Origin of the sequence: Vibrio sp. CUB2 (assembly GCF_001557945.1) — a bacterium.
GTDB classification, from domain to species: domain Bacteria; phylum Pseudomonadota; class Gammaproteobacteria; order Enterobacterales; family Vibrionaceae; genus Vibrio; species Vibrio owensii.
Genome location: NZ_LNRB01000010.1, coordinates 130,798 through 155,702 on the forward strand (window position 1 = coordinate 130,798; position 24,905 = coordinate 155,702).

Below are 24,905 nucleotides of genomic sequence, written 5' to 3' on the forward strand. Positions count from 1 at the left end.
GGGCTTCTCCTTCATCCACCCACCTCCATGGTCACAACTAAAGAATGTTCTAATATTCTTAGGTTAGTTTTTGAATGGTGTTTTTTGTCCGAGTAATGTCAGTAAGCCTCAAGTAACTTGTAAGACTTTTCTTATGAATAAATGCGGTAATCATAAAGGGGTAGAATCATAGTCTCCCCCTTTAATATGCCTCGTTAGTACAAGAGGCTTGGTTAATTCACACGGACGGCAAACTTAGAAGCAAGAGAGTGCAATTCAGGCAACATGCGATAGATGAGGTGCAATTGCTGAAGCACCATTCGGGCAGAATGGTCATCTTCGTCACGCCATTCATTTAGACGTTGTTCCAAATTGGTATCGTCGATCGACGACAAATCGCACTCTTCGCTGTTGTGATGCAATTGTTGATGTAATACATCCAAATGCTGGTGAATACATCGATGAGCATCAAGAACAAGCTGGTGGATGGATTCATCGTCAATCCGAGTTCGATGCGCGCCTAATGCTGAGATATAACTCAACATGGCATGATTCAACGTTAAGAAACGGAAACTTTCGTCCACTGCCGTTCGATATTTTCCCGGCTCCGCCAACATGGTGCTGATCGCGGAAGAGAGGTTGGCATCAGTGTTGTGTGCCTGACGACGAGCGATTCGGTAGCTCAGGTTATCTTTCTTACCAATTCGATACTGGCCGATGATCTGACCCAGATATTGCTTATTGGCATCTATCGCGTCGGACATCACTTTATGCAGGCGCTTCGATTGCCAGTCAGGCAGAATGACTAAAACGGCGCCAACCGCTAACACACAGCCAATCAAGGTATCAGCAAGTCGAGGCAGTACCACGGCGTAGCCTTCGCCTAATTGGTTAAACAGGAACAACACGAGTAGGGTAATAAAGCCGGTCGCATAACCGTAGTTGTTGATGCGAAACGCAAAGAACATCACCCCAGAGATGACAATAAAGACCAACTGGCTTTCTTGAGAAGGGAAGAAGGTCAATAGGGGCACACCAATCAACAAACCTGCGAGTGTCCCGATCACGCGGGCGATAAGCTTTTGTCGTGTTGCGCTGTAGTTAGGTTGGCAAACAAATAGCGTGGTAAGCAGAATCCAGTAACCACGGTCAATGTCGAATGCTTGGATAATTCCGTAACCAGCAGTTAGGGCAATCGACATGCGCAGTGCGTGGCGGAACAGCATCGAGTCTTTGTGTAAGTTCGCTGAAATGCGTTGCCACATGGCTTTCAGGGTGTGTGGATTCGTATCATCCAGCACATCCTCTTCGAGGCGCTCTGCGTCTGGGTTATTAATATTGCTGAGCTGTTTTTCTACCGTCGCCAGGTTATTGAACAGGTAAGTAAGCTGAGCCAATAAACGCTTCCAATGACTTTGCTCTTGTTCTTCCAAGTAACCTAGGGAGTTTTGTAGCTCTGCCAACGCAAGAATAGATTGATCAGTATGAGTGTATTCGTTGCCTAGCCGAATCGCATGAGCAATATCGCGACAAGCTTGCGCTTGAGATTCCAGTAAGTACTTAAAGCGGAACAGAACGTCTGAGCGCTCAAACTCAGTAGCTAAATCTTGGTATCGATAGTGGCTTGAACTCACACGCTCGTGAATGTCTTGCGCAATAAAGTAAATATTAAGGAACCGGTCGCTTGGACCATCGATGTGACCGCGCTTAGAACGACTCAAAAGCGTTGCTTTACAAGCATTCAGTGCATTGACGGTCGCAGCATTTAGCTTCGCCGCCTCGATGCGCATAGGCTGCGGAGTTAAGTTGGTGACAGGGTGGAACAGCTTCGCCTTGGCATCAAGGTAGTTGGCGATTTGTAAGAACACCGTCGCCAAGCTTTGTTGAACAGGTTGAAGTGGCCAAAACATCTGCCAAATCATCGACATGAAGTAGTACCACGCCGCGCCAGTCAATAGCAGCAATGGTTGGAACCAAATATTGGTGCTTTCATGAGCGCCAAGCATGGTGTAGATGGCAATCAATAAAGAGCCGAACGCGATGCTAGCGTATTTAGGCCCAATAGCGCCAAGCATAATAAAGCCGAACGTCGAGACAAACAGGCCGATGGCAAAAGCCCATGGCGTATCAAATAAGATCTCAATTGAGAAAGCAGCGACGGCGAAACAGATAAAGGTAAGAATGAGCGCTTTTATCCTGCCCGTGAAACTGTCGTCGCTCTCAGCCAAAGCGGCAGCAATCACACCCAAGATAAGAGGAGTAATCAAGGTATGTTGCTTAAAATACCAAGCAGGAATCACCACGCCTAAAAGGGTGATAAGAATCAGAATGCTGTAGTTAATGGTTTTGTTTGCCCAATAGAGGCGAAGTTTTAAAGCAGCTTGCACGATGCGCCTTTCGTTGCCGGTGGAAAACAGGAGAATTTTAACAAACTCACTATAGCGTGTTTATGACCTAATTTAATAAAAAACGTCACTTGCTCAGGAAATCAACAGAATTGTCATTGACTTAACTTGTTGTGAGAGAATCATGAACGAACCACTGTTCACAAATTCAACAGTAATGTGAATTTTAATTAAGAATACCGACAGAAGGCGATTTGTGCTTCATCCATCGCTACAATTTAACTGACTAAAATGATATAAAACGAGAACTTCTCTATCAAAAGGCGCACCTTTCATGCAGCTTACTGCCACCAATAAAGCACAGTTTTTTATTCAAAATGAGTATTACCAAGTCGAAATAAAAGAAAATAGTGTTTTATTAAGTTCAGTCGGCAGTGAAGAGCACATTCCATTTACGATTTGGAATGGCAAAGTTGGCGTTAAACGCGGCTTGCTATGGAGCTCTCTGCAGTTTTTCGCTCATGAACAAGATGGCAAGCAGCAAAGCTGGTTAGTGCAAGGTTTGCCTTGGCCACAATGTCGTAAATTTGCGGTCGAAGCGGTTCGTCAATATCAAGACTGGCACAATACTCAGTGCCGAAAACTTGCTGAATACCTCCCTAAGTGGGAAGACGAGTTGTATCAACTCAAGCATCTTCCAGCTTATCTCTCGCACTCGAGAGTGCAAAATTGGGTCGACCAACTAAACGGCGAACTTGTTGAAATCAAAACCAGCTTGGTAGAAGCGAAAATGCGTATGCCTAAGCGTATGGCGGAGATTGAGCCATGGTTGTCTGAGACCTCTCATACCTTGAGTGAACGTAACCATGAGTGGCTCGAGAATGAACGTCCAAACTGGGAAGTTCTGTTCAGCCGTATTGAGTCTTCACCTCTTAACCTTTCTCAACAGCATGCTGTGCTGCTCAATGATGACCATAACCTTGTACTTGCAGGGGCGGGCTCCGGCAAAACTAGCGTACTGACCGCTCGCGTGGCGTATTTACTTCAGAGCCATCAAGCGCAGGCAGAAGAGTTATTGATGTTGGCATTTGGTCGTGATGCCGCAAAAGAAATGAAAGAGCGATTGGTCGACAAAGTGGGGCTCGCGGCAGAAAACGTGCGAGTGAATACTTTCCACCAACTTGGCTTACGTATCCTTAATCAAGTTGAGCCTCAACCTGTTGAAATTAGCCCGCTTGCTTTGGATGACAATCAACGTTCAGCATGGTGCATTGATTGGCTCAAAAAACATTGGATGACGCCAACCAACTTTAAGCGCTGGCAAAAGCATTTAGATAAATGGCCGATTGCCTACTTGAAAGGCGATGACGAGCTCGGTAGCCACTCAGAAAACCCGAAGCTGATTGCTTGGCTCGACAACCAACTTTCGCAATTGGCTGCCGTTGGCTTAACCAAGAAGCAAGTTCAAGAAAAGCTTGTGAATCACCAAGATTACACGCGTTTGAACAGTGAGTTAGCACTTTGTTGGCCATGTTTTAGTGCGTGGCAAAAGATGCTTAAAGAAACCAATCAGGTTGATTTTCCAACCATGATCAGCCGCGCGACAGATTACGTGACGAAAGGTAAATTCATTTCACCTTGGCGCTTTATCATGGTGGACGAATACCAAGACATCTCACCAGACCGCTTAGCGCTTATTGAAGCGTTATGTGCGTCAACCGAGAAGCAAACTGGCGCGACTCTGTTTGCAGTAGGTGATGACTGGCAGGCGATTTACCAGTTCGCAGGCGCAGATGTGGATTTGACGACTGGTTTCCAAGAACGTTTTACACATTCAACTGTGCATCACTTAGACACGACGTATCGCTTCAACAACCAAATTGGTGATGTGGCGAATACCTTTGTCCAAGAGAACCCATCTCAGTTGCCTAAGACGCTTAACAGCCACAAGCAACGTAAACAGAAGAGTGTGCATACTGCACCGAGCAACCAAGTTGAGAAGATTCTTGACCAGCTCAATCAACAAGCGAAGAAAACCAAGTCGGTGCTGCTGTTAGGGCGAAACCATTATCACAAACCCGATCTATATGACGATTGGTTGAAGCGTTTCCCTAACCTTGAGATTCGCTTTATGACGTGTCATGCAAGTAAGGGCAGAGAAGCGGACTTTGTGATTATTCTGTCGGTGGATGAAGGTCAATTTCCAGCGAAGAAGAAGCAAGCGCATATCGATGGGGCATTGAGTGAGTCGAAAGACAAATACCCTTATGCAGAAGAGCGTCGTTTGTTCTATGTTGCGTTGACTCGTGCGAAAGAGAAGGTTTGGATCACCCACACAGGTGCAGGTTCTGCTTTTGTACAAGAACTGGTGAATGGCGATTATCCAATCGTCACTTCAAGATAATTCCTTCCCATTACTTGGGTAAAACAAAGGCGATACTGAGTATCACCTTTGTTGTATTTGGAAGCGCCGTTAATCGAAGTTATGTGCGCTCAGCAAGGTATGCTTCGTAGTCTGGTACTTCAATATCCACTTCTTGATCGATCAGCGGAGAGTTGAATAGGAATTTAGCGGTCGCACGGTTCGTTGCCACGGGAATATTCCATACGCTTGCAATACGTAGTAGGGCTTTTACATCAGGATCATGAGGAACGGCATTCAGTGGATCCCAGAAGAACACAAGCACGTCAATGTTGCCTTCAGAAATCAAAGCACCAAGTTGTTGGTCGCCACCCATAGGGCCACTGATCATGCTCTTGATAGCAAGGCCAGTTTCTTTGCTCAGCATGTGACCCGTTGTTCCGGTCGCGTACAAGAAGTGGCTTTGCAGCTTCTCTTTGTTCTCTTTTACCCAACGAAGCAATTCAGGTTTGCAGTTGTCGTGGGCAACCAATGCCACATGTTTGTGCGCTGGCATGGTACGAGTTGTTTTTTGCATCAAGTTATTTCCGTTTTTATGATTTTAAATTCGCTACATCCAATAAAACACGTTTTTTGCCAATCAATCAACAGCCTTAACGCTGAATGTAGGCCTATATTCTGACGGAGATAACGAATCTTCAATTGTGTCGTCATGAAGTGTCTTTGGCGTCAGCGCTTTAATGGTTGGAGACGCGTGTTTTTCATACGGTTGATGACGCAAGTAGTGGACTGCCTGCATGACAGAAAGGCGACCTTGTTCCACCATTTTGTCTGTTGGTGCGAATAAAACTTTGTGGCGCAACAAGCCACGATAAACACCATGACTTAGGTACACAGAAACCAAACCAATTTCCTCGGTCTTTTCTGCACTGCGCAACTCGCTGATGGCAGCCTCAATCGCTACTGCGCTGCCAACAATGTAATCAATGTTGCCCATATCAATGACACGCTGCACAAGGTTACGTTGAAGCTCTTTGTCGTTATCTGCCCAATACGAATCGACGATACGAATGTCGCTGTCTTTAATGGCTTCGTAAAAACCAGTTGTGACAGGCTTTGTTCCACCACGGGTTCTTGGGCCCAGCAATAGGGCAATATTGGTTTTGCCTGATCCTTTCGGGTGTTTCTCTGCAAGGTATTTACCCGCTTCATAGCCCATCCAGTACCAGTCAACACCGACAACGCCTTTGAGTAACTTTGATTGTTCTTCGTCGAGATCAAGTTGATTGACGGTGGCAAAAACAGGCGTCTTACCAACCCAACTTTGGAGATTGTGTTCGTAGGCTTGCGGATCAACGGTGCCAAGAATTATGGCGTCAGCACCCCACTGGGTACACAGGGCGAGTTGTTGTTCCTGGCGCGTTTTGTTCGGGTAGCCGCCCGCTTCGAGAACCCGAAGGTCAACACCGAGTTTTTCCGCTTCGGAAACCATTCCATAGTTTACTGACAACCAGTATGAATCCTTTAAATGAGGGTATATGGCACAGATTTTCTCAGCCGCAAAAGTAGGCACTGAAGCGAAAAGTGACAATGCGAGTGTAGAATGCTTGAAAATTGTGCGAAATGAACGCTGATTTATAACCATGAAATGAAGTTCGTTGGCATAGATTAAGTAAACACTGCAAAATATAACGTAATATGTCGCCGAACACGAACATTAAGGTCAGGAAAATATGTTGCTAGCTACTGCAAGCATCGGTCGAAAACTGCTGTTGTCTTTCATTGCGATGGCAATGCTGGTGATGATATCAGCATTAATCGGTGTATCAGGGTTTTCTCTGGTAGCAAAAACAGAAAGGAACGTCGTGGACAGTGCCATTCCGGCAATGCTAGAAGCTCGACAAGTTTCTGAGCTCAGTACACGAATTATTTCGTCGGTACAAATGCTCTCTAATGCTCAGAATGAGCAAGAACGTAAAGAAGCTGGGCGTGTTCTTTTTGAACAGCTTGAATCGTTACTTACGCATATTAAAGAGCTTGGCAGTGAGTCGTTTGACTCCAAGCTACTTGAAGCATTGGAAAACAATGTCCAGAACGTCATCGATAACTTAGCAGAGCTTGGCGTTACGGTAGAACGTAAGCTGTGGTTGACGAAAGAGATCGACACGCGCGTAGAAGAAATGCGTTTGCTGAGTGAAGAACTAGAGCAGTTGACTCGTACTCAAGTTCAAAACACCAGCACTATTGCAGTCGCGAACGTAACGCACATTTATGACCTTCTTGACGCGAATAAGAAAGCGCAAGCATTCCAAGCTTTGGATGCTCTTGTTGAAGTCGATCTAGACCTGACAGAACGACTTCATGAGCTGCACTTGCTGGCGTTCAAAATGCTTAACCAAATTGAAGAAGCGCGCACGCTCACCAACGTTGACCGCATCCAACAAATTCAAACTGCCTTTGAAGACAACCTGAAAATCATGAAGCGCCGCGTGCTTGCGGTAGAAGATCCGACGCGTTCAGAGCAAATGAGTCAATTACTTACCGAGCTTGGTAAGCGTCAGGTGGTGTTTACTATTTTGCTTCAGCAGTATGAGAACAACGAGCAATCTCAGCAGTTAATGCAGAAAACCCTCGAACTCTTTTCAGAGCTAAACGGGACAGTAAACAAGCTGGTGGATGATTCCAACAAAACAACCAGAATTGCCGTTGAAAAGCTGACTAGCACGCTCAAGTTCGCACAGTGGTCACTGACGGTGATCTCCATCATCGGTTTGATTATCGTTGTACTCATCCTTTGGCGCGTGGTTTATGTTTCGGTAATCAAACGTCTAGGTGAATACTCTTCTGCATTGCTTTCGGTGGCGCAGGGTAACCTCGCAGTAGAGTTGGAAGTGAAAGGCAAGGATGAGCTGGCGCACATGGGGCAGGCGATCATCACAGCGAGAAACACCGCACAAGCATTAAAAGTGGTGGCAGAAGGTGAAGCGCAAGCAAAACGTGAGTTGGAAGAGCACAAAGAACACTTAGAAGAGCTGATCGAACAGCGCACTTCTCAGTTGAAACAAGCGAACCGACGCTTGAACGAAGAAGTGCTGAACCACGCAAAAGCACGCAAACAAGCGGAACAAGCAAGCCGTGCGAAATCGGCCTTCTTGGCAACCATGAGCCATGAAATTCGTACCCCAATGAATGGTGTTCTTGGTACGGCACGTCTATTGATTGATTCTGGTTTGAACCCGATTCAGAAACGTTACGCTGAAATCATCAACCGCAGTGGTAAAACGCTACTCGCGATTTTGAACGATGTATTGGATTACTCGAAAATCGAAGCGGGACATTTGGAAATACGTAGCTTAGGCTTTGATTTACACCAGATGGTAGAAGATACGTTCCAATTGATGAACGGCAAAGCACAAGAGAAAAAACTGCTGTTTTCTTACCACATTGAAAGTGATGTAGGTCGCTATTGGAAAGGTGATGTCATTCGCATCAATCAGGTGTTGAACAATCTTGTTGGTAACGCGATTAAGTTTACCGAGCAGGGTGAAATCGACATCTATGTTAGCTTGAATCCAGAAGATGAAACTCAGGTGCTATTTGAAGTTTCTGATACAGGTATCGGCATTGCTAAGAAAGATCAAAAGACGTTGTTTGATGCCTTCACTCAGGCTGAAGGCGGCATGAATCAAACTGGCGGAACCGGATTAGGTTTAGCGATCAGTCGACGCATTATCCAAGCGATGGGAGGCTGCTTGGAAGTAGACTCAGACGAGGGACACGGTAGCCGTTTCTGGTTCTCCATTCCTTTAGAGGAAAGCGAACCGGTAGAAACCGTATCGATTGCTAGTGCGCGTTGTAAGATTCGAGCGAAGGTCCTTGTTGTGGAAGATAACCCAGTGAACCGTGTGGTAGCGGAAGGCTTCCTGGAGAGCATGGGACACGAAGTTATTTTGGCAGAAAATGGGTTAGAGGCGGAGCAGATCATTGACAAGCATGATTTCGACATTGCATTGGTCGATATCAACTTGCCAGATTGCAATGGTGCTGATTTAATCCACCGCCTCAAACGTATCGAGCGCAATAAGCCTTCGGATAAAGCACTCAATCCAACGCCAATGGTCGCGGTTTCTGCCCATGTATTCGCTGAAGAAGTGGAAAGCTATTTGGCGGCGGGCTTTGACGGATATCTGCCTAAGCCGATGGAAAAAGAAGCGCTTTCTGCACTCATCCAAGATATGTTGGATGGCAAACAATTACTGCTTCCCCAAAGTGGGGAGTGCCTTGCTCAGGATGAGATAATTACAACAAGTGACAACGACACTGTGTCCGTCACAACAGACCTAACAGCAGAGGAGCCAGCGATGGTTATCATCAACCCTAATGTGATTCAGTCAGACATGAAGATTTTGGGCAAAGAGAAAATGCTTCACATCATCGACTTGTTCCGACAAACCAGCGCTGATGTTCTGAGCCAAATGGAAAGTTCTGCACAAAACGGTGAAAGTCGTGCTGTAAAAGATCTCGCTCACAAACTAAAAGGCAGCGCAGGCAGTTTAGGTTTGACGGCTCTAATGAATACGTGCCAAAGCATCGAGATTGCATCAGAGTCATTAGAGGCTTACACAATGCTTCGAGCGGACTTGAAAGGGCAGGTGAGTGAGTCAGTGATTGCGCTGGATGAGTTAATGGCTGAATAACATCGGTCGTTTGATTTCAGCTCCATTTATATACAAAAACCTCCGGTTTGCGCCGGAGGTTTTTTTCTATTCGGTCAGATCATCTTCCCACTCGAACCGAGTGTCTAGAGCATAAGGATCATCTTCGAACGGATGCTCCATTCTGCCACGCAAGTATTCGAGTTGGTGCTCAAGCATGTTGACCGTGTCGTAATCCCCCTCTGAGCAGGCAACGTATATCTGTTGCTCGAGAGCGGCGATGTTGTCTCGGATACTCATGAGAACCCCCTTAAATCATCATCGATTCTCAAAACGATTATAGTCAAGTAAACCAAATTCGATCGGTTGTTTTGTACGATACCAATCGTGGATACGATCGCTAAATGACCAGAACTTTTCAGAGCTTCGGCGAATAGCAAAATTATCCAGTAACTTAACGTAATCATCCTCGGATTGAAGGTTGCTAAATTGATCGACAAATTCTTTCACTTGATCTTCTTCGATAGAGAAAAACGCCGCTGGATAGCTGCCAACCACGCCTCGAACAATGGTCATGTCATCGTTCGCGAAGTCTCGATTGCTTTCCTCATCAAACAAGCTAGAAATGTTGATGTGAGCGTTGTTATGAATAAGAGTGAAAAGCTCATCTTCATCAGATTTGCTGCGCACCATCAGCATTGTGATTTGCGGTACCGTTTTTAGCCCTTCACCACGAACTTGGTTGATGCTCGCCAATTGCTGCTCATTTTCCACGGTAAGCGCGGTATCAATGATGTCGTATCGTGGCAACAAGACTGGTGATACTTGCTTGCGCAGAATATCCAATAGCTCAGATTTAGGATCGTCGGTGTGATACACAACACTGGTCGGTTGGCTAAATGGTGCAACGTTGCGTTGTAAGAAGTCACTTAGTTGACGCGGTTGGTCCTGATACCAGCTTGAATGTTCTTGGTGGCGCATATCAGCAGGAAGTAGGGCAATAAAGTTACTTTCCCCTTCAAGGCGTAAGAAGTCCATGAACATGCGGGTAATCAGCTGGTGGCCAAAGTTACCGTACACATCGAAGCCGGCAACAAGTAGGTAGTGGATGCGTTCAAGCAGAGCATAGTCCAAAACCCAAGCCGTTTTCGGTTGTTCGCCCACCAAACCTTGCACTACTGACGCGCTGTCAAAGTGACGGAAGACCGTAAGAGCAGCATTTGGATTTGTACCGTTGCCGTCCCAAATTACGTCGGTCGATAGGTGCTCACCGTTCTTAAACCACTTGTTGATGAAGTCAGACTTCGCTTCTAGGTAACGTGCTTGTTGACGCGAGTATTTCACCCAGTTGGTAACTGGAACAGTATTGCTCTCAAGCTCGCCGGGAAGTTTTAGGTTCGCTGCTTGTGAGCGATAGAACTCGTTGACTTCAGGAATGTCGGCCTTGTCTGGGTCTAGGAAGAATACCCAGAAGCGATCATTAATTACGTTTAATGCCAGCTGACCACGACATACCGGGCCTTTGATGTAAGCCATGATGGTGTTCTGAGCGTTGTCCAACATGAACTTGAAGCGAGACTTCACAGGCAAATCGATGAATGCAGTCATTGGATTTGCGGCGATTTCAGGCTCGTAGCTTGGTAATTTCGCTACTTCGTAATCGGCATCAATGAACCATTTTTCCCAGTTGTCGATACGTTGTTTGTTCAGCGCAAACGGCATGTGCGTCTTATCGACAATAGTGCCTTGCTCAGGAATGATTCGGTAGTACACGCGCTCAACACCCGGATCATCATAAGGACGACGCGTTGTAATGCGTTTTACTGGCTCTCCCGGTGGCGTCGAAGATCGCACGAGAGTGAAGAAGCGAGGTTGCTCACCGCCCAGCTCAGAAAAGAACAGGTGCGATAAGAAAAGGTGTTCGTAAATATAACGAGCGGCGAGTTGGTTTTTGCGAGAACTCTTGTTCAGCAGTGTCTCGTATTTCTGAACCTCAGCTTCTTGTTGCTCGGTAAGCGGGATATGCGCATTCATGATGCCGCCATTTTCCAGCCAAAGCATGAGCGTTTGATATTCTATCGCCGTTAGATTCGGCATTCCGAAGGGCATTCCCCATGTCGGGTTGTCTTGTTCGTATTTTGCGTACTCTTCTATTGTCGGGCACGTTTGTTCACGGTCGATAGAAAAATCGAAGCCTTCTAATTGAACTTGGTCAGGGAGTGGATGACGTTCCTTTTGTTGAAGCATACGAGCAATCAAACCTGCATCCATATTAGCCGCCATGCTCTGCTCACGCTCGTTGAGCACAGGATGGAAGCCAGCATCACGCCATTCTTGCGTAGTTTGCGCGTCTTCAAATAAGCGAGTTGGGGCTGCTGCAGTCAAGCGTGTGCCTTCGTAAACCAAAGCTTTGCTTGCACCACGGTCAATGCCTTCTACGGAAGAGAGTTTTAACTGACAAGGGGCATCGTAGCAGGCGTGACAAACCACACATCGATTATCGACGATAGGTTTTACTTCATGTTGAAAGAAGTCCGCTTGGGGTGTCTCAAGAGCAACAGTACGCTCACGCACTTCTTCAGGGCCAAACAGTTTATCGTAGTTTAGGCCCGCATAGGTCGCACAACCTGCAAACAGAGTGGCGATACACAGTGTGAAAATTAAACGTAAATTCATTGAGTTATTTTGAGTAAATTGAATTTGCGTTAATTAAAGCAAAATAAGTCGCCAAATACCAAAAAGAAGCGGGATTAGTCGCGAAAAACAAAAAGAAAGCCCACCTAAATCGGTGGGCTTTTTCGGTAGTTGCAAAAGAAACTAGTTCATTTTTTTAACTTCTTGCTGAAGTTGCTCTAGCTGCTTCATCTTGCCTTGTAGGCCAAGAGATTGGTAGCTAATTGACGCTGGGTTCATCATCTGACCTTGCTGCATTGGGTAATCTGGCAGCGTCTTGAAGAATTCACCAAGAACGTCTTGGATAGGTACGAACAACCACATGTTGTCAGCCATCCAGCGCAGGTACATACCTGATTCGTGCGGTGCTTTCTCGAATGGGTCAGCACGTAGGTGGATGATTTGTGGCCAGTTTGGAGAGAAGCGAATTGCGTTAGAGATATCACCTTCAAGAACCGCGAAGTTCAGTTTCCAGTCATTCCAACGTACTGCGTTTAGCTCGCCGTTTGCTGTAAAGTAAAGTAGTGACTCACGAGGGCCTTTCTCTTCTTTACCTTGGAAGTAAGGCATGAAGTTGTAACCATCGATGTGTACGCGCCAATCTTTACCGTTTGATTTGTAGCCTTCTGCTAGCTTCTCTTTCACGTCAGGAACGCCAGCCGCTGCCATTAGTGTTGGTAGCCAGTCTTGGTGCGCCATCATTTCGTTGATCTTAGTACCTGGTTCAATTACGCCAGGCCAACGAACAAGTTGAGGTACACGCATACCGCCTTCCCAAGTGGTACCTTTCTCACCGTGGAATGGTGTTGCACCACCGTCAGGCCATGTAACTGTCTCTGCACCGTTATCGGTTGAGTAGATAACGATGGTGTTATCAGCAACACCTAGCTCATCAAGTTTGTCTAGTAGAACACCCACTTGGTCATCGTGCTCAAGCATACCGTCAGCGTAGATACTTACGCCTGATTTACCTTGGTATTTCTCTTGTAGACGAGTCCAAACGTGCATACGAGTGGTGTTGTGCCAAATGAAGAATGGCTTGTCTGCTTTCACGGCTTTTTCCATGAACGCCAGTGACGTTTCTAGGAATTCTTCATCCGCGTGCTCCATACGCTTACGCGTCATTGGGCCTGTATCTTCAATCTTACCGTCAGCAAAAGACTTGATTACACCACGAGGACCGTAGTTTTTACGGAACTCAGGATCTTTCGGGTAGTAGTAAGTTTCTGGTTCTTCTTCAGCATTGAGGTGATAAAGGTTACCGAAGAACTCGTCGAAACCGTGGTTAGTTGGCAAGTGTTGGTCTTGGTCACCTAAGTGGTTTTTACCAAACTGAGCCGTCATGTAACCTTGACCTTTAAGCAGATCTGCAATTGTCGGTGCCCAATCAGGGATACCATGAGTAGAGCCTGGCATACCGATTGTAAGCAAGCCAGTACGGAACGGTTCTTGGCCTGTGATAAATGCTGCACGGCCTGCAGTACAAGATTGCTGACCGTAGTGATCAGTAAATAGTGCACCCTCGTTTGCAATACGGTCGATATTCGGGGTCTCGTAACCCATCATACCTTGGTTGTATGCACTGATGTTCCAGTAACCAACATCATCACCAAAGATCGCTAGGATGTTTGGTTTGTCTGCTGCCACTGCTGCGCTTGAGGTTGCCAGTACGCCGAGACCGACAGCCAGCTTGCTCATTTGGTTAGCCATAAAAACTCCAAATTGGTTGTAAGTTGGAAAAGAAGCTTAGGTACCGCCCATGCTTCGTTGGCTATTAAGTTAATGATGCAATTGAAGAATGTCGCTTTATAGTGTTTATAACCATAAGTTATGTAGAGAAATAACTTGTTGTTTTATCAGTTGATTGTTTCGACCTTAGGATTTGTAGGGAAAACTGAAGCGAGACTCAGGTCACGTTAATCCGCTTTCTAAATAGGGATATAAGACCTTAGTTTTAACCAAAGTATAATTATGCCATTTGATTCGCATTAGTCTATTTTGTGAGCTATACGTTTGTGTGCAGGATGCACTTTTCTATTACATACAGAGGTTTATATGACAGCGAATTATGGCGTGAAACGCCGATTAGCGATTCTTGCCGCTGCTTTTATCGGCGCGACAAGTAGCAGTATCGCAGCAGAGAAACCGAATATTCTGGTCATTTGGGGCGATGATATCGGTCAATCTAATATCAGTGCTTACACATTTGGCTTAATGGGATACAAAACACCGAACATCGATAGCATTGCAAAAGAAGGCATGATGTTCACTGACTATTACGGCGAGCAATCTTGTACTGCAGGCCGTTCTACCTTCATTACCGGACAAACGGTATTGAGAACTGGCCTAAGTAAGGTTGGCCTTCCGGGGGCAGATTTAGGTCTTCAGGCTGAAGATGCAACGATTGCAGAAATGCTTAAACCACTGGGTTATATGACAGGTCAGTTTGGTAAAAACCACCTTGGCGACAAAGACGAACACCTTCCAACCAATCACGGCTTCGACGAATTTTTTGGCAACCTTTACCATTTGAACGCCGAGGAAGAACCTGAGAATGTGGACTACCCGAAAGATCCAGAATTCCGTAAGAAATTCGGTCCTCGTGGTGTAATCAAGTCTTTTGCTGACGGCAAAATCGAAGATACCGGTCCTCTAACGCGTAAGCGTATGGAAACGGTGGATGGAGAAACGTTAGATGCGGCGCTTGATTTTATGGATCGAGCAGTGAAAGCAGACAAGCCTTTCTTTGTCTGGTGGAACGCAACACGCATGCACTTCCGTACGCACGTGAAAGAAGAAAACTTGGGTAAAACAGGCATCAGTTTTTATGCTGACGGTATGGTTGAACACGATAACCAAGTAGGCGAGTTGCTGAAAAAAGTGGATGACTTGGGCATCAAAGACAACACCATCGTATTCTACTCAACCGATAACGGCCCGCACATGAACTCTTGGCCAGATGCGGGTACAACGCCATTCCGTGGTGAGAAGAATACCAACTGGGAAGGTGCGTTCCGTGTTCCTGCAATGGTTCGTTGGCCTGGTAAGATTGAAGCGGGCAGCGTTTCCAACGAAATTATGCACCACATGGACTGGATGCCAACGCTCCTAGCCGCTGCGGGTGATGATCAAATCAAAGAGAAGCTGCTAAAAGGCTACACGGCAGGTGATAAGACATTTAAGAACCATCTCGATGGGTACAACTTCTTGCCTTACCTAACTGGTAAAGAAGAGAAAGGCCCACGTGAAGAGATCTTCTACTTCACTGATGATGGCGATTTGAGTTCACTTCGCTTCCGCAACTGGAAGATCGTATTCCTAGAGCAGCGCGCAAAAGGAACACTACGTATCTGGGCTGAACCGTTTACACCATTACGTGTGCCTAAGATCTTCAACCTACGCATGGACCCATACGAAGTGGCGGACATCACGTCGAACACATACTACGACTGGTTGATTGACCACGCATACATGTTGGTTCCTGCACAGGCTTATGTGGGTAAATTCTTGGCAACGTTCGAAGAATTCCCACCGCGACAAAAAGCAGCAAGTTTCTCACTTGATCAGGTGATGGAGAAGTTGCAGGAAAGTCACAATAAATAAATTGATTGCAAGTAAACGTGGGGCTCTTCGGAGCCTCTTTTTTTTGCCTTGGATTCAGCTTTTGTCATCATCGTTAACCCCATATTAAACCAAGTGTCATACGGTTTTAGAGTAGAGAATGACGTCTGGTTATTTTGTTTACATCACTGGTCGAAATACCTAATTCGCTAGGCATTAAGTTTGGGTGAGATTTATTTTATGCCTATTGGTCTCATTGATTCGTGAAATATAAATTTGTTGTGCAGGAGGCACATTACATTACTAAACAGAGGTTTATATGAGAACGAAATACGGTTTGAAACGCCGATTAGCCATTCTTACCACAGCGTTTATTGGGGCGACGAGTAGTAGTTTCGCCGCAGAGAAACCGAACATATTGGTCATTTGGGGTGATGATATTGGTCAATCGAACATCAGTGCTTATACATTTGGATTAATGGGATACAAAACGCCGAATATCGACCGCATTGCCAACGAAGGCATGATGTTTACCGATTACTACGGTGAGCAATCTTGTACTGCAGGTCGCTCCACTTTCATTACTGGACAATCGGTTCTGAGAACAGGTTTGAGTAAAGTTGGTCTTCCGGGGGCTGATTTAGGGCTGCAAGCAGAAGACGCGACGATTGCAGAAATGCTCAAGCCGATGGGATATATGACAGGTCAGTTTGGTAAAAACCACTTAGGAGATAAGGACGAGCACCTTCCTACGAATCACGGGTTTGATGAGTTCTTTGGCAACCTTTACCACCTGAATGCCGAAGAAGAGCCTGAGAATGTGGATTACCCGAAAGATCCGGAATTTCGTAAGAAGTTTGGCCCTCGCGGTGTCATTAAGTCTTTTGCTGACGGTAAGATTGAAGATACGGGACCATTAACGCGCAAGCGCATGGAAACTGTTGATGAAGAGACATTAGACGCGGCACTTGATTTTATGGACCGTGCAGTAAAGGCTGAGAAACCGTTTTTCGTTTGGTGGAATGCAACACGCATGCACTTCCGTACTCACGTCAAAGAAGACAACCTTGGCCGCACTGGCATCAGCTTTTATGCAGACGGGATGGTTGAACATGACAACCACGTAGGTCAGCTGTTGAAGAAAGTGGATGATCTAGGTATTACAGACAACACCATCGTATTCTACTCGACCGATAATGGCCCACACATGAACTCGTGGCCTGATGCAGGCACAACGCCTTTCCGTGGGGAGAAGAACACCAACTGGGAAGGGGCGTACCGTGTTCCTGCAATGGTTCGTTGGCCGGGTAAGATTGAACCAGGCACTGTTTCTAACGAAATCATGCACCACATGGACTGGATGCCAACACTACTTGCTGCGGCGGGTGATGACCAAATCAAACAAAAACTGTTGAAAGGTCATACTGCAGGGGACAAGACGTTTAAAGTTCACCTTGATGGCTACAACTTCTTGCCGTACTTAACCGGTAAAACAGAACAAGGCCCTCGTGAAGAGATCTTCTACTTCACTGATGACGGTGATTTGAGTTCGCTTCGTTACCATAATTGGAAGATCGTGTTCTTAGAGCAACGTGCACAAGGCACACTTCGTCTTTGGGCAGAACCATTCACGCCACTGCGAGTACCTAAAATCTTTAACCTACGTATGGACCCATATGAAGTGGCTGATGTGACTTCTAATACATACTACGATTGGGTTCTTGACCATGCTTATATGCTGGTTCCTGCGCAAGCCTATGTCAGTAAATTCTTGGCGACGTTTGAAGAATTCCCTCCAAGACAGAAAGCAGCCAGCTTCTCTCTTGATCAGGTAATGGAAAAGCTTCAAGAGAATCACCATCAATAGATTTATTAGTTAACAAAGCGAAGGGGCTCAATGAGCCTCTTTGTGATGTCGGCTGGAAGTTTTTCTTACATTTCAGTCATTTTGCTCAAAATCTCAACTATATTTGTTTTTAGAATAAAAAGAATCACACACAAGGACAGTTATGACTCAGTGGGCATGTTGGAAGCAGGCTCTGATCGGCCTAGCAGCGCTCGTCAGTTTTTCTCTGTTTGCACAAGAAACGCTTTCTTCACAAGAACCTCTTGTTGAGCAGCAAGTCGGGACGGACACACCTAAATCAATCGATTCCTCGCAGCTTACCTATGTTGGTAGTGAAGCGTGTATCGATTGCCACAAGAAAGAAACCGAAGCGTGGCAAGATTCTCATCACGATATGGCGATGCGTCACGCCGAGGCGGAATCTGTTCTCGGTGACTTTGATGACCACACATTCACCTTTGAAGGGAAGCCAAATCGCTTCTATCGAAAAGGGGAAGAGTATTGGGTCAATATCCAAGGGCCTGATGGTGGGTGGCATGACTACAAAATCAGCTACACCTTTGCGTGGGAGCCACTTCAACAATACATGGTGGAATTCGAAGACGGACGTGTGCAGTTGATTCCTTTCGCTTGGGATTCGAGAACCAAGCAAGAAGGCGGGCAGCGCTGGTTCCATCTTTATCCCGATACTACCCCAAAAGATGAGTTCTACTGGACGAACACTGGCCAGAATTGGAACTTCATGTGTGCTGATTGCCATTCAACCAATCTAGAAAAAAACTACGATGCAACAGCCAATACGTATTCGACGACATGGTCAGAAATCAACGTCGGTTGCGAAGCATGTCATGGCCCAGCCAGTGAACACGTCGAGCTTGCCAAACAAGCGGAAAAATCTGGGAATACCATAGCTTCAGCGAACCATTATGGTTTTGACCGAGATTTAGGTATGGCAGTAAAAGAGTGGGTCTACGAAGAAGGGCACAGTACGCTCCAGCCAAAAGAAATCGCGATGACTCATCAAGTACAAACCTGTGCGCAGTGCCATAGCCGTCGTACACAGTTAAATGAAAGTGCAGACCACGTCAAAGGCTCCTTCCTAGATAAATACCGCCTCAGCTTAATTACACCAGAGCTCTATTATCACGATGGTCAAATCTACGATGAAGATTACGTTTATGGCTCATTTTTACAGTCAGCCATGGCAGAGAAAGGGGTAACCTGTACCAACTGTCACGACCCTCATACCGCAGAGTTAAAAATCCCTGAAGAAGCGGTTTGTGCTCAGTGCCATATTGCGTCTGACTACATGCCGGAGAATCACACGTTCCATGAGGCAAATACTGAGGCATCCCAATGCACCACTTGCCACATGCCGGAAACGACCTACATGCAAGTTGACCCACGTCGTGACCACAGCTGGCATGTGCCACGTCCAGATCTAAGCCAACACATCAATACGCCAAACGTCTGTACATCATGCCATGAAGACGAAACCAACCAGTGGGCGGATCAGAAAATAGGCGAATGGTTCCCGAATTCGAAATACCGTAACCAACAACACTTTGCGGTGGCATTCTACGCCGATTCTATTGGTCATCGTGGTGCGCCTGATGCGTTAGCGTATTCCGCTCAAGACTCATCGTTGAGTGACATTATTCGTGCCTCCGCACTGGAGCGTATGGGTGGCAATACCGGTCAAAATACCTTGGTATCTCTAGCTCGCGCGGTGAAGCATGAAATTGACATGATTCGCCTCGGGGCTGTTGCTGGGTCTTCTGGTTATGAGTTCAGTGACCGCTGGCAAATCCTCGAACCATTATTGAGCGACCCAGTCTTATCTGTACGTGCAGAAGCCGCAGGCGCACTGGTTCGCCATTATCCGGAAATGAATCCGTTGCAACGTGACAAGATTAAACAGCCATTGGAAGACTACATGGCAATCCAACGCTTTAATGCTGACCGAGGCTTTGGGCGAACGAACCTAGCGAATGTCTGTCGAGACCTTGGTGACACAGACAAAGCCATTGCGTCTTACCAGAAGGCGATTGAAATAGAACCTTACTTCGAGAACAGCTATGCAAACTTAGCCGATTTGTATCGTGCACAGGGCAACGACAAAAAAGCATTAGAAACCTTGATGGCAGGGATTGAAGCTCAGCCGAAATCGAGTGCTTTGCCATACAGTGCAGGATTAGCTTGGTTGCGAGTAGGTGACAGTGTGAAAGCCAACCAATACTTAAAACAAGCAGCGGAAACCGCAGAGCGAAACCCACAGTATTGGTATGTTTATGGGCTCGCTCTGGAGAAATCAGACGTGCTTGCGGCCAGCAAAGCGTTGAACACCGCTTACAAAGTGGGAGGCAACCCACAGCACTTGTTTGCGGAATGTGAGGTGCTGGCTAGAAACTACAAAGATGGCTCTGTTGCATTTGCTTTTGAGCAGTGTTTGAAGCAACTAGGAGAGTTTGCACCGGCTGATGTGATTCAACGTTTAAGAGCGTCTATAAATCAATAGGAGCGGCATGGGCAAACTCAAGTTGTTGCTTGACCTGTTCCCTTAAGCGTTGATGAGCAGGATTGTGCTCATCACGCTTGTGATACACAAATTTATAAGGAATATGGTCGATTTCAATTGGGCACTCAAGGACCTGTAACTTGAGTGCCTTACTCCATTTCATCGCAAACGAACGAGAGACAACACCTAAGCAATCTCGCTGTGCAACGTACATTGCCATACCTGCCAAAGATGACGTTACGATCTCTACATTTCGCTCCTGAATCGGCTCTTTTGCCAGCTGTTCGAAGCCAGAAGTGTTATTCCATTTACCTGAAAACATACAGTGATTTTCGCGATAAAAATCTTCTCGACTCAACGTTCCTTGGATTCGTGGGTGACTTTGACGACAGATGATCATTGCAGGTTCATGGTAGGCGTTTTCAATCACGAAAGAGGAGTCTTTGGTGATGATGGTATCAATCACCAAGTCCATTTTTTGCTGACGAATTTGTTCAAACAACAAGTATTTTTCCGGTGGAGACTCGTGGAAAACCACGTTTTCAATCGGATTTAAGCTGTGGAGTAAGGTTTCTGAGCAGCAGACTTGAAAAGTGGTTCTTTCTGAAATGGCGTTGTCTACGATGCTCACTGCCTGACGAAACTGCGGCATGAGTTGATACGCGGTTGAAGTGGGGGCGATCCCTCGTCCTTGTTTGACGAAAAGCTGTTTTCCGACCACTTGTTCGAGCCGTTTAATCGAAGCGCTCACCGCAGGTTGCGTAAGGCCTAAATGGTCGGCCGCTTTGGTGTAGGACTGATACTCAGCCACCACCAAAAATGTTTGAATCAAGTTTAAGTCCATCTTGTTACCCATAAACTAAATTTATATATCAACGTATCTGAACTCTATTTATCCGTCAAATAACAAGTTTTATCTTAATCAAATCTTGGTATCTGATTTTCTACCAAGATTAGCAGCAACGGATTTATGGAGCCCTTTTATGGCAAACCACGATAAAAAACGCGGCAAGAAGCTGGTATTAAACGCTTGTACGCTTGCGATCGGAGCGGCATCAGCGACCGCTTATTCGGCAGAACAACCTAACATCCTCGTTATCTTTGGTGACGATGTCGGTTACTGGAACTTGAGTGCATACAACGGTGGCATGCTGGCTTACAGCACACCAAATATTGATAGCATTGCAAGAGACGGTGCTAAGTTTACGAACTTCTACGCTCAGCAAAGCTCAACCGCAGGTCGCTCTGCGTTCATCACGGGACAAATGCCAAAACGTACCGGCTTGTCTAAGGTTGGTTTGCCAGGAGCGAAAGAAGGGATTTCTGAGAAAGATCCAACTATTGCGACACTGCTACGTGACCTTGGTTACGCAACGGGCCAATTTGGTAAAAACCACCTTGGTGACCGCGATGAACACTTGCCGACCAACCACGGTTTCGACGAGTTCTTTGGCAACCTTTACCACTTAAATGCGGAAGAAGAGCCGGAGAACGTAGACTACCCACAAGATCCTGAGTTTAAGAAGAAATTTGGTCCTCGTGGTGTGATCCATTCTTATGCGGATGGCAAGATTGAAGACACGGGTCCACTAACGCGTAAACGCATGGAAACGGTTGATGACGAGTTCCTAGATGAAGCTGAGAAGTTTATCGAGAAACAAGTCAAAGCCGACAAGCCATTCTTTACGTGGTTTAACACCACGCGCATGCATAACTTCACGCACGTTCCAGACGACTACAAAGGTAAAACAGGCGCAGGTTTCTACGCCGATGGTGTGAAGCAACACGATGACCAAATTGGCCACTTGCTCAATAAGATTAAAGAGCTTGGCGTTGATGACAACACCATCATTGTTTACACCACAGATAACGGCCCAATGATCAACTTGTGGCCTGACGCGGGTATGACGCCATTCCGTAGTGAGAAAAACACTGGCTGGGAAGGTGGCTTCCGCGTTCCTGCAGTAATTAAGTGGCCGGGTCATATCCAAGCGGGCACGACGTTTAACGGCATTGTGTCTCTGGAAGACTTCTTACCAACATTGGTGGCTGCGGCGGGCAACAGCAACGTCAAAGAAGAGCTGTTGAAAGGCAAGAAAGTGGGCGATATGAACTACAACGTTCACTTAGACGGTTATAACCAATTGCCATACCTAACGGGTAAAACAGACAAGTCTGCTCGTAACGAGTTTGTTTACTGGAGTGATGACGGCGATTTACTGGCTCTACGCTACGGTAAATACAAATACCACTTCATGATCCAAGAAAACGAAACCGGTTTGGATATCTGGAAGAAACCATTTACCAAACTCCGTGTACCACAAATCTATGACTTGAGTATCGACCCATTTGAGCGTGGCGATACTGGTATGGGTTACGACCGTTGGATGTACGAACGTTCATTCTTGATGATGCCTGCGGTTGAAAAAGTAAAAGAGGTCATGGAAACCTTCAAAGAGTACCCGCCGCGTATGGCTCCGGGCTCGTTTGTTCCGAAATAACGTTTTGTCCATAGGTCTATAGACCCTAGTTATTGTCCTTAAATACAGCGCCCAACTTGGGCGCTGACTTTCTTCTGCTTTCGAGATCGTTCTTTATGAAAAAACAAACTCACATTCATACTACTCAAATGGCATTAACTCCTCTCAAAACGGCATTTGCATCTAATAGTGATAAAGTCGAACGACGTTTTCACGTGATGGCGAAACCGGGCGGGGCGAAATGCAATATCGATTGTCAGTACTGTTTTTATCTGCATAAGGATGAATTACTCAATCAAGGCACTCAACCAAAAATGGATGATGCAACACTTGAGGCATTCATAAAGAGCTATATCGAAAGCCAAGACGGTGACGAGATTGTGTTTTCTTGGCAGGGTGGTGAGCCAACACTGTTGGGATTGGATTACTTCAAGAAGATCGTCGAACTGCAGAATAAGTACGCTAAACCGGGCGTTCGCATCGAAAACGACCTTCAAACTAATGGTCTTTTATTGAACGAGGCTTGGTGTCAGTTTCTGCATGACCATGGTTTTCTGGTTGGTCTATCGATTGATGGCCCTGAGTTTATCCACGATAAATACCGCAAAACCCGAAGTGGAAAACCGACCTTTCAGCGCGTCATGCAAGCCGTTGATCTGATGAAGCGTCATAATGTGTCATTCAATGCGTTGGTGACAGTAAACCGCTTTAACGCCAAATATCCGCTCGAAGTGTATCGCTTTCTCACTCAAGAGCTCGGTGTCACTTATATTCAATTCACACCTTGTGTTGAACCTCGATCTTTCACTCAAACCGCTCCTCATTTTTGGAAAGAAAACATGTCGCCAAAACTTGGCAGCGAATTAGCAAAGCCGGGCCATTTGATGTCGGTCGTTACGGATTGGTCCGTCGATGCAGAAGAGTGGGGCGAGTTTCTGATTGCTGTATTTGAAGAATGGGTGAACAACGATCTTGGCAGAGTCTTGGTCAACCTTTTCGAAACCGCTGTCGCGCAAGTGATGGGGATGCCTTCGCAGTTGTGTGTTAGTGCAGAGTTCTGCGGCAAAGGCCTAGCGATTGAACACAATGGGGATGTGTTTAGCTGTGATCACTACGTTTATCCGGAATACCAACTGGCTAACATTCATGACCGATCTCTGAATGAAATTGCTATCTCAACTCGTCAATACAGCTTTGGCATGGCGAAAAAGTCTTCTTTGCCGCAATACTGCCTTGATTGCCCATATTTGAAGTATTGCTGGGGAGAATGCCCAAAAAATCGGCTACTTACCGCGCCGAATGGTGAGGCTGGTCTAAACTACTTGTGTCCGGGAATAAAAATGTTCTTTGACCATTCGCTGCCAATTCTGGTTGGCATATCAAGGTTAATAAAGTCTTACAACTCAGGTGAATATAGCGAATATAACCTTTAGTTATTACTTTCAGTCTTATACTCAACTTTTAACGCTCAGGCTCCCGTAAACTCAATAGGTAGACTATGAACCACGCACAACAAGCCATTAATGAATTAATCGAACAAACTGAAAAAAGCGTCATTGGACAAAGCCATGTGGTTCAGGCTTTGGTGATAGGGTTACTGACCAATGGTCACGTACTTTTAGAGGGTTTACCGGGAACGGCAAAAACGCGCTCGGTGAAGTCACTTGCCAACCTTCTTAACACCAGCTTTGGTCGTATTCAGTTTACTCCAGACTTATTACCTTCTGACGTAACAGGTACCGAAGTGTACCAAGAGTTGGATGGTAAGCCTCAGCTGCACTTCCAACCGGGACCAATCTTCAACAGCATTGTGTTAGCGGATGAGGTGAACCGTGCGCCAGCAAAAGTTCAAGCTGCACTGCTAGAAGCGATGGCAGAAGGCACGATTACGGTGGGTGATAAGACCCACGTCTTGCCTGAGTTGTTTATGGTGCTTGCAACGCAAAACCCAGTTGAACAAGAGGGTACTTACCCATTGCCAGAAGCGCAGATGGACCGCTTTATTATGAAAGTGACCGTCGACTACCCAGAAGATGAAGCAGAGCGTGACATTATTCGCTTGGTGCGCAGCGAAGAGCTAGGTTCAGAAATCAGTAGCGAATTAGTGACGCCACAACACATTGAACCAGAGCTCGTTATTGAAGCGCGACGTCAATTACCAAACATTACTGTTTCCGATTTAGTCGAGAACTACATCGTGGCGCTTGTGATGGCGACACGTAAACCAGAGCGTTACGCCGATTCCCAACTACAAAAATGGATCGAAATCGGCTCAAGTCCTCGCGCCTCAATTGCCTTAGACAAATGTGCGCGCGTTTATGCGTGGCTACAAGGGCGTGACCATGTAACGCCTGATGATGTGCGTGCAATGGTGCCATCGGTACTGGGACATCGCTTCTCACTTTCTTACGATGCACTTGCCGATGGTGTTGATCATCAACGTGTAGTGCAAGAGTTGCTTGATTGTGTAGAAATCGGATAAGCGG

The 24,905-nt window shown here is 46.2% G+C and carries 15 protein-coding genes; 8 read left to right on the top strand and 7 right to left on the bottom strand.

What is annotated here, in order from left to right; all coding sequences use genetic code 11:
• Positions 1-212: 212 nt before the first annotated feature.
• Positions 213-2,366 (bottom strand): YccS family putative transporter, encoded by a 2,154-nt coding sequence (gene yccS, locus ATB78_RS17250; protein ID WP_061009465.1) that lies wholly within the window; start codon positions 2,364-2,366, stop codon positions 213-215.
• 292 nt (positions 2,367-2,658) lie between these two features.
• Here yccS and helD point away from each other — a divergent pair, with 292 nt between their 5' ends.
• Positions 2,659-4,728 (top strand): DNA helicase IV, encoded by a 2,070-nt coding sequence (gene helD, locus ATB78_RS17255; protein ID WP_061009467.1) that lies wholly within the window; start codon positions 2,659-2,661, stop codon positions 4,726-4,728.
• A gap of 79 nt (positions 4,729-4,807) precedes the next feature.
• On the opposite strand, the gene ATB78_RS17260 is transcribed toward helD, so the two are convergent.
• Together ATB78_RS17260 and torT are read right to left on the bottom strand one after the other, a co-directional pair.
• Complete coding sequence (locus ATB78_RS17260) at positions 4,808-5,263, bottom strand: methylglyoxal synthase (RefSeq protein WP_005437764.1); 456 nt, start codon at positions 5,261-5,263, stop codon at positions 4,808-4,810.
• Between the two features lie 63 nt (positions 5,264-5,326).
• Positions 5,327-6,376: a TMAO reductase system periplasmic protein TorT gene (torT, locus tag ATB78_RS17265; protein ID WP_080637388.1), complete on the bottom strand. Its 1,050-nt coding sequence runs from the start codon at positions 6,374-6,376 to the stop codon at positions 5,327-5,329.
• Between the two features lie 43 nt (positions 6,377-6,419).
• Here torT and torS point away from each other — a divergent pair, with 43 nt between their 5' ends.
• On the top strand, positions 6,420-9,383 hold the full coding sequence (gene torS / locus ATB78_RS17270; protein ID WP_061009469.1) for a TMAO reductase system sensor histidine kinase/response regulator TorS: 2,964 nt from the start codon (positions 6,420-6,422) through the stop codon (positions 9,381-9,383).
• 66 nt (positions 9,384-9,449) lie between these two features.
• Here torS and ATB78_RS17275 read toward each other — a convergent pair whose 3' ends face one another.
• The 3 genes from ATB78_RS17275 to ATB78_RS17285 all read right to left on the bottom strand — a co-directional run bounded on the left by ATB78_RS17275 (position 9,450) and on the right by ATB78_RS17285 (position 13,724).
• Positions 9,450-9,641 (bottom strand): hypothetical protein, encoded by a 192-nt coding sequence (locus tag ATB78_RS17275; RefSeq protein ID WP_005447215.1) that lies wholly within the window; start codon positions 9,639-9,641, stop codon positions 9,450-9,452.
• Positions 9,642-9,659: 18 nt separating this feature from the next.
• Positions 9,660-12,017 (bottom strand): fatty acid cis/trans isomerase, encoded by a 2,358-nt coding sequence (locus ATB78_RS17280; protein ID WP_061009471.1) that lies wholly within the window; start codon positions 12,015-12,017, stop codon positions 9,660-9,662.
• Positions 12,018-12,158: 141 nt separating this feature from the next.
• Positions 12,159-13,724 carry an arylsulfatase gene (locus tag ATB78_RS17285; RefSeq protein ID WP_061009473.1) on the bottom strand — a complete coding sequence of 522 codons (1,566 nt, stop codon included), beginning with the start codon at positions 13,722-13,724 and terminating at the stop codon, positions 12,159-12,161.
• A gap of 345 nt (positions 13,725-14,069) precedes the next feature.
• Between ATB78_RS17285 and ATB78_RS17290 the strand changes: the two genes are divergently transcribed.
• From ATB78_RS17290 to ATB78_RS17300, 3 genes are all read left to right on the top strand, one after another.
• A complete protein-coding gene (locus ATB78_RS17290) occupies positions 14,070-15,617 on the top strand; it encodes an arylsulfatase (protein WP_020196647.1) in 1,548 nt (515 codons plus the stop codon).
• Between the two features lie 277 nt (positions 15,618-15,894).
• A complete protein-coding gene (locus ATB78_RS17295; protein ID WP_061009474.1) occupies positions 15,895-17,442 on the top strand; it encodes an arylsulfatase in 1,548 nt (515 codons plus the stop codon).
• Positions 17,443-17,584: 142 nt separating this feature from the next.
• Entirely contained in the window at positions 17,585-19,939 is a 2,355-nt protein-coding gene (locus tag ATB78_RS17300) for a multiheme c-type cytochrome (protein ID WP_061009476.1), read from the top strand.
• Here the strand turns inward: ATB78_RS17300 and ATB78_RS17305 are convergent.
• A complete protein-coding gene (locus ATB78_RS17305) occupies positions 19,926-20,795 on the bottom strand; it encodes a LysR family transcriptional regulator (protein ID WP_038892346.1) in 870 nt (289 codons plus the stop codon). The genes ATB78_RS17300 and ATB78_RS17305 overlap by 14 nt on opposite strands.
• 127 nt (positions 20,796-20,922) lie before the next feature.
• On the opposite strand from ATB78_RS17305, the gene ATB78_RS17310 reads away from it, so the two are divergent.
• The 3 genes from ATB78_RS17310 (at position 20,923) to ATB78_RS17320 (ending at position 24,901) form a co-directional block, all read left to right on the top strand.
• Positions 20,923-22,440, top strand: a complete 1,518-nt coding sequence (locus tag ATB78_RS17310; RefSeq protein ID WP_045414723.1) for an arylsulfatase — start codon at positions 20,923-20,925, stop codon at positions 22,438-22,440.
• A 95-nt stretch (positions 22,441-22,535) separates the two neighbouring features.
• A complete protein-coding gene (locus ATB78_RS17315; protein WP_045414725.1) occupies positions 22,536-23,852 on the top strand; it encodes an anaerobic sulfatase maturase in 1,317 nt (438 codons plus the stop codon).
• 65 nt (positions 23,853-23,917) lie between these two features.
• Positions 23,918-24,901 carry a MoxR family ATPase gene (locus ATB78_RS17320; protein ID WP_039480845.1) on the top strand — a complete coding sequence of 328 codons (984 nt, stop codon included), beginning with the start codon at positions 23,918-23,920 and terminating at the stop codon, positions 24,899-24,901.
• Positions 24,902-24,905 lie beyond the last annotated feature (4 nt).

What these genes read in the sequence shown, in the direction of transcription:
- helD (WP_061009467.1), top strand. Translation starts at nt 2,659, where the DNA reads ATGCAGCTTACTGCCACCAATAAAGCACAGTTTTTTATTCAAAATGAG.
- ATB78_RS17260 (WP_005437764.1), bottom strand. Translation starts at nt 5,263, where the DNA reads ATGCAAAAAACAACTCGTACCATGCCAGCGCACAAACATGTGGCATTG.
- torS (WP_061009469.1), top strand. Translation starts at nt 6,420, where the DNA reads ATGTTGCTAGCTACTGCAAGCATCGGTCGAAAACTGCTGTTGTCTTTC.
- ATB78_RS17275 (WP_005447215.1), bottom strand. Translation starts at nt 9,641, where the DNA reads ATGAGTATCCGAGACAACATCGCCGCTCTCGAGCAACAGATATACGTT.
- ATB78_RS17280 (WP_061009471.1), bottom strand. Translation starts at nt 12,017, where the DNA reads ATGAATTTACGTTTAATTTTCACACTGTGTATCGCCACTCTGTTTGCA.
- ATB78_RS17285 (WP_061009473.1), bottom strand. Translation starts at nt 13,724, where the DNA reads ATGGCTAACCAAATGAGCAAGCTGGCTGTCGGTCTCGGCGTACTGGCA.
- ATB78_RS17290 (WP_020196647.1), top strand. Translation starts at nt 14,070, where the DNA reads ATGACAGCGAATTATGGCGTGAAACGCCGATTAGCGATTCTTGCCGCT.
- ATB78_RS17295 (WP_061009474.1), top strand. Translation starts at nt 15,895, where the DNA reads ATGAGAACGAAATACGGTTTGAAACGCCGATTAGCCATTCTTACCACA.
- ATB78_RS17300 (WP_061009476.1), top strand. Translation starts at nt 17,585, where the DNA reads ATGACTCAGTGGGCATGTTGGAAGCAGGCTCTGATCGGCCTAGCAGCG.
- ATB78_RS17305 (WP_038892346.1), bottom strand. Translation starts at nt 20,795, where the DNA reads ATGGGTAACAAGATGGACTTAAACTTGATTCAAACATTTTTGGTGGTG.
- ATB78_RS17310 (WP_045414723.1), top strand. Translation starts at nt 20,923, where the DNA reads ATGGCAAACCACGATAAAAAACGCGGCAAGAAGCTGGTATTAAACGCT.
- ATB78_RS17315 (WP_045414725.1), top strand. Translation starts at nt 22,536, where the DNA reads ATGAAAAAACAAACTCACATTCATACTACTCAAATGGCATTAACTCCT.
- ATB78_RS17320 (WP_039480845.1), top strand. Translation starts at nt 23,918, where the DNA reads ATGAACCACGCACAACAAGCCATTAATGAATTAATCGAACAAACTGAA.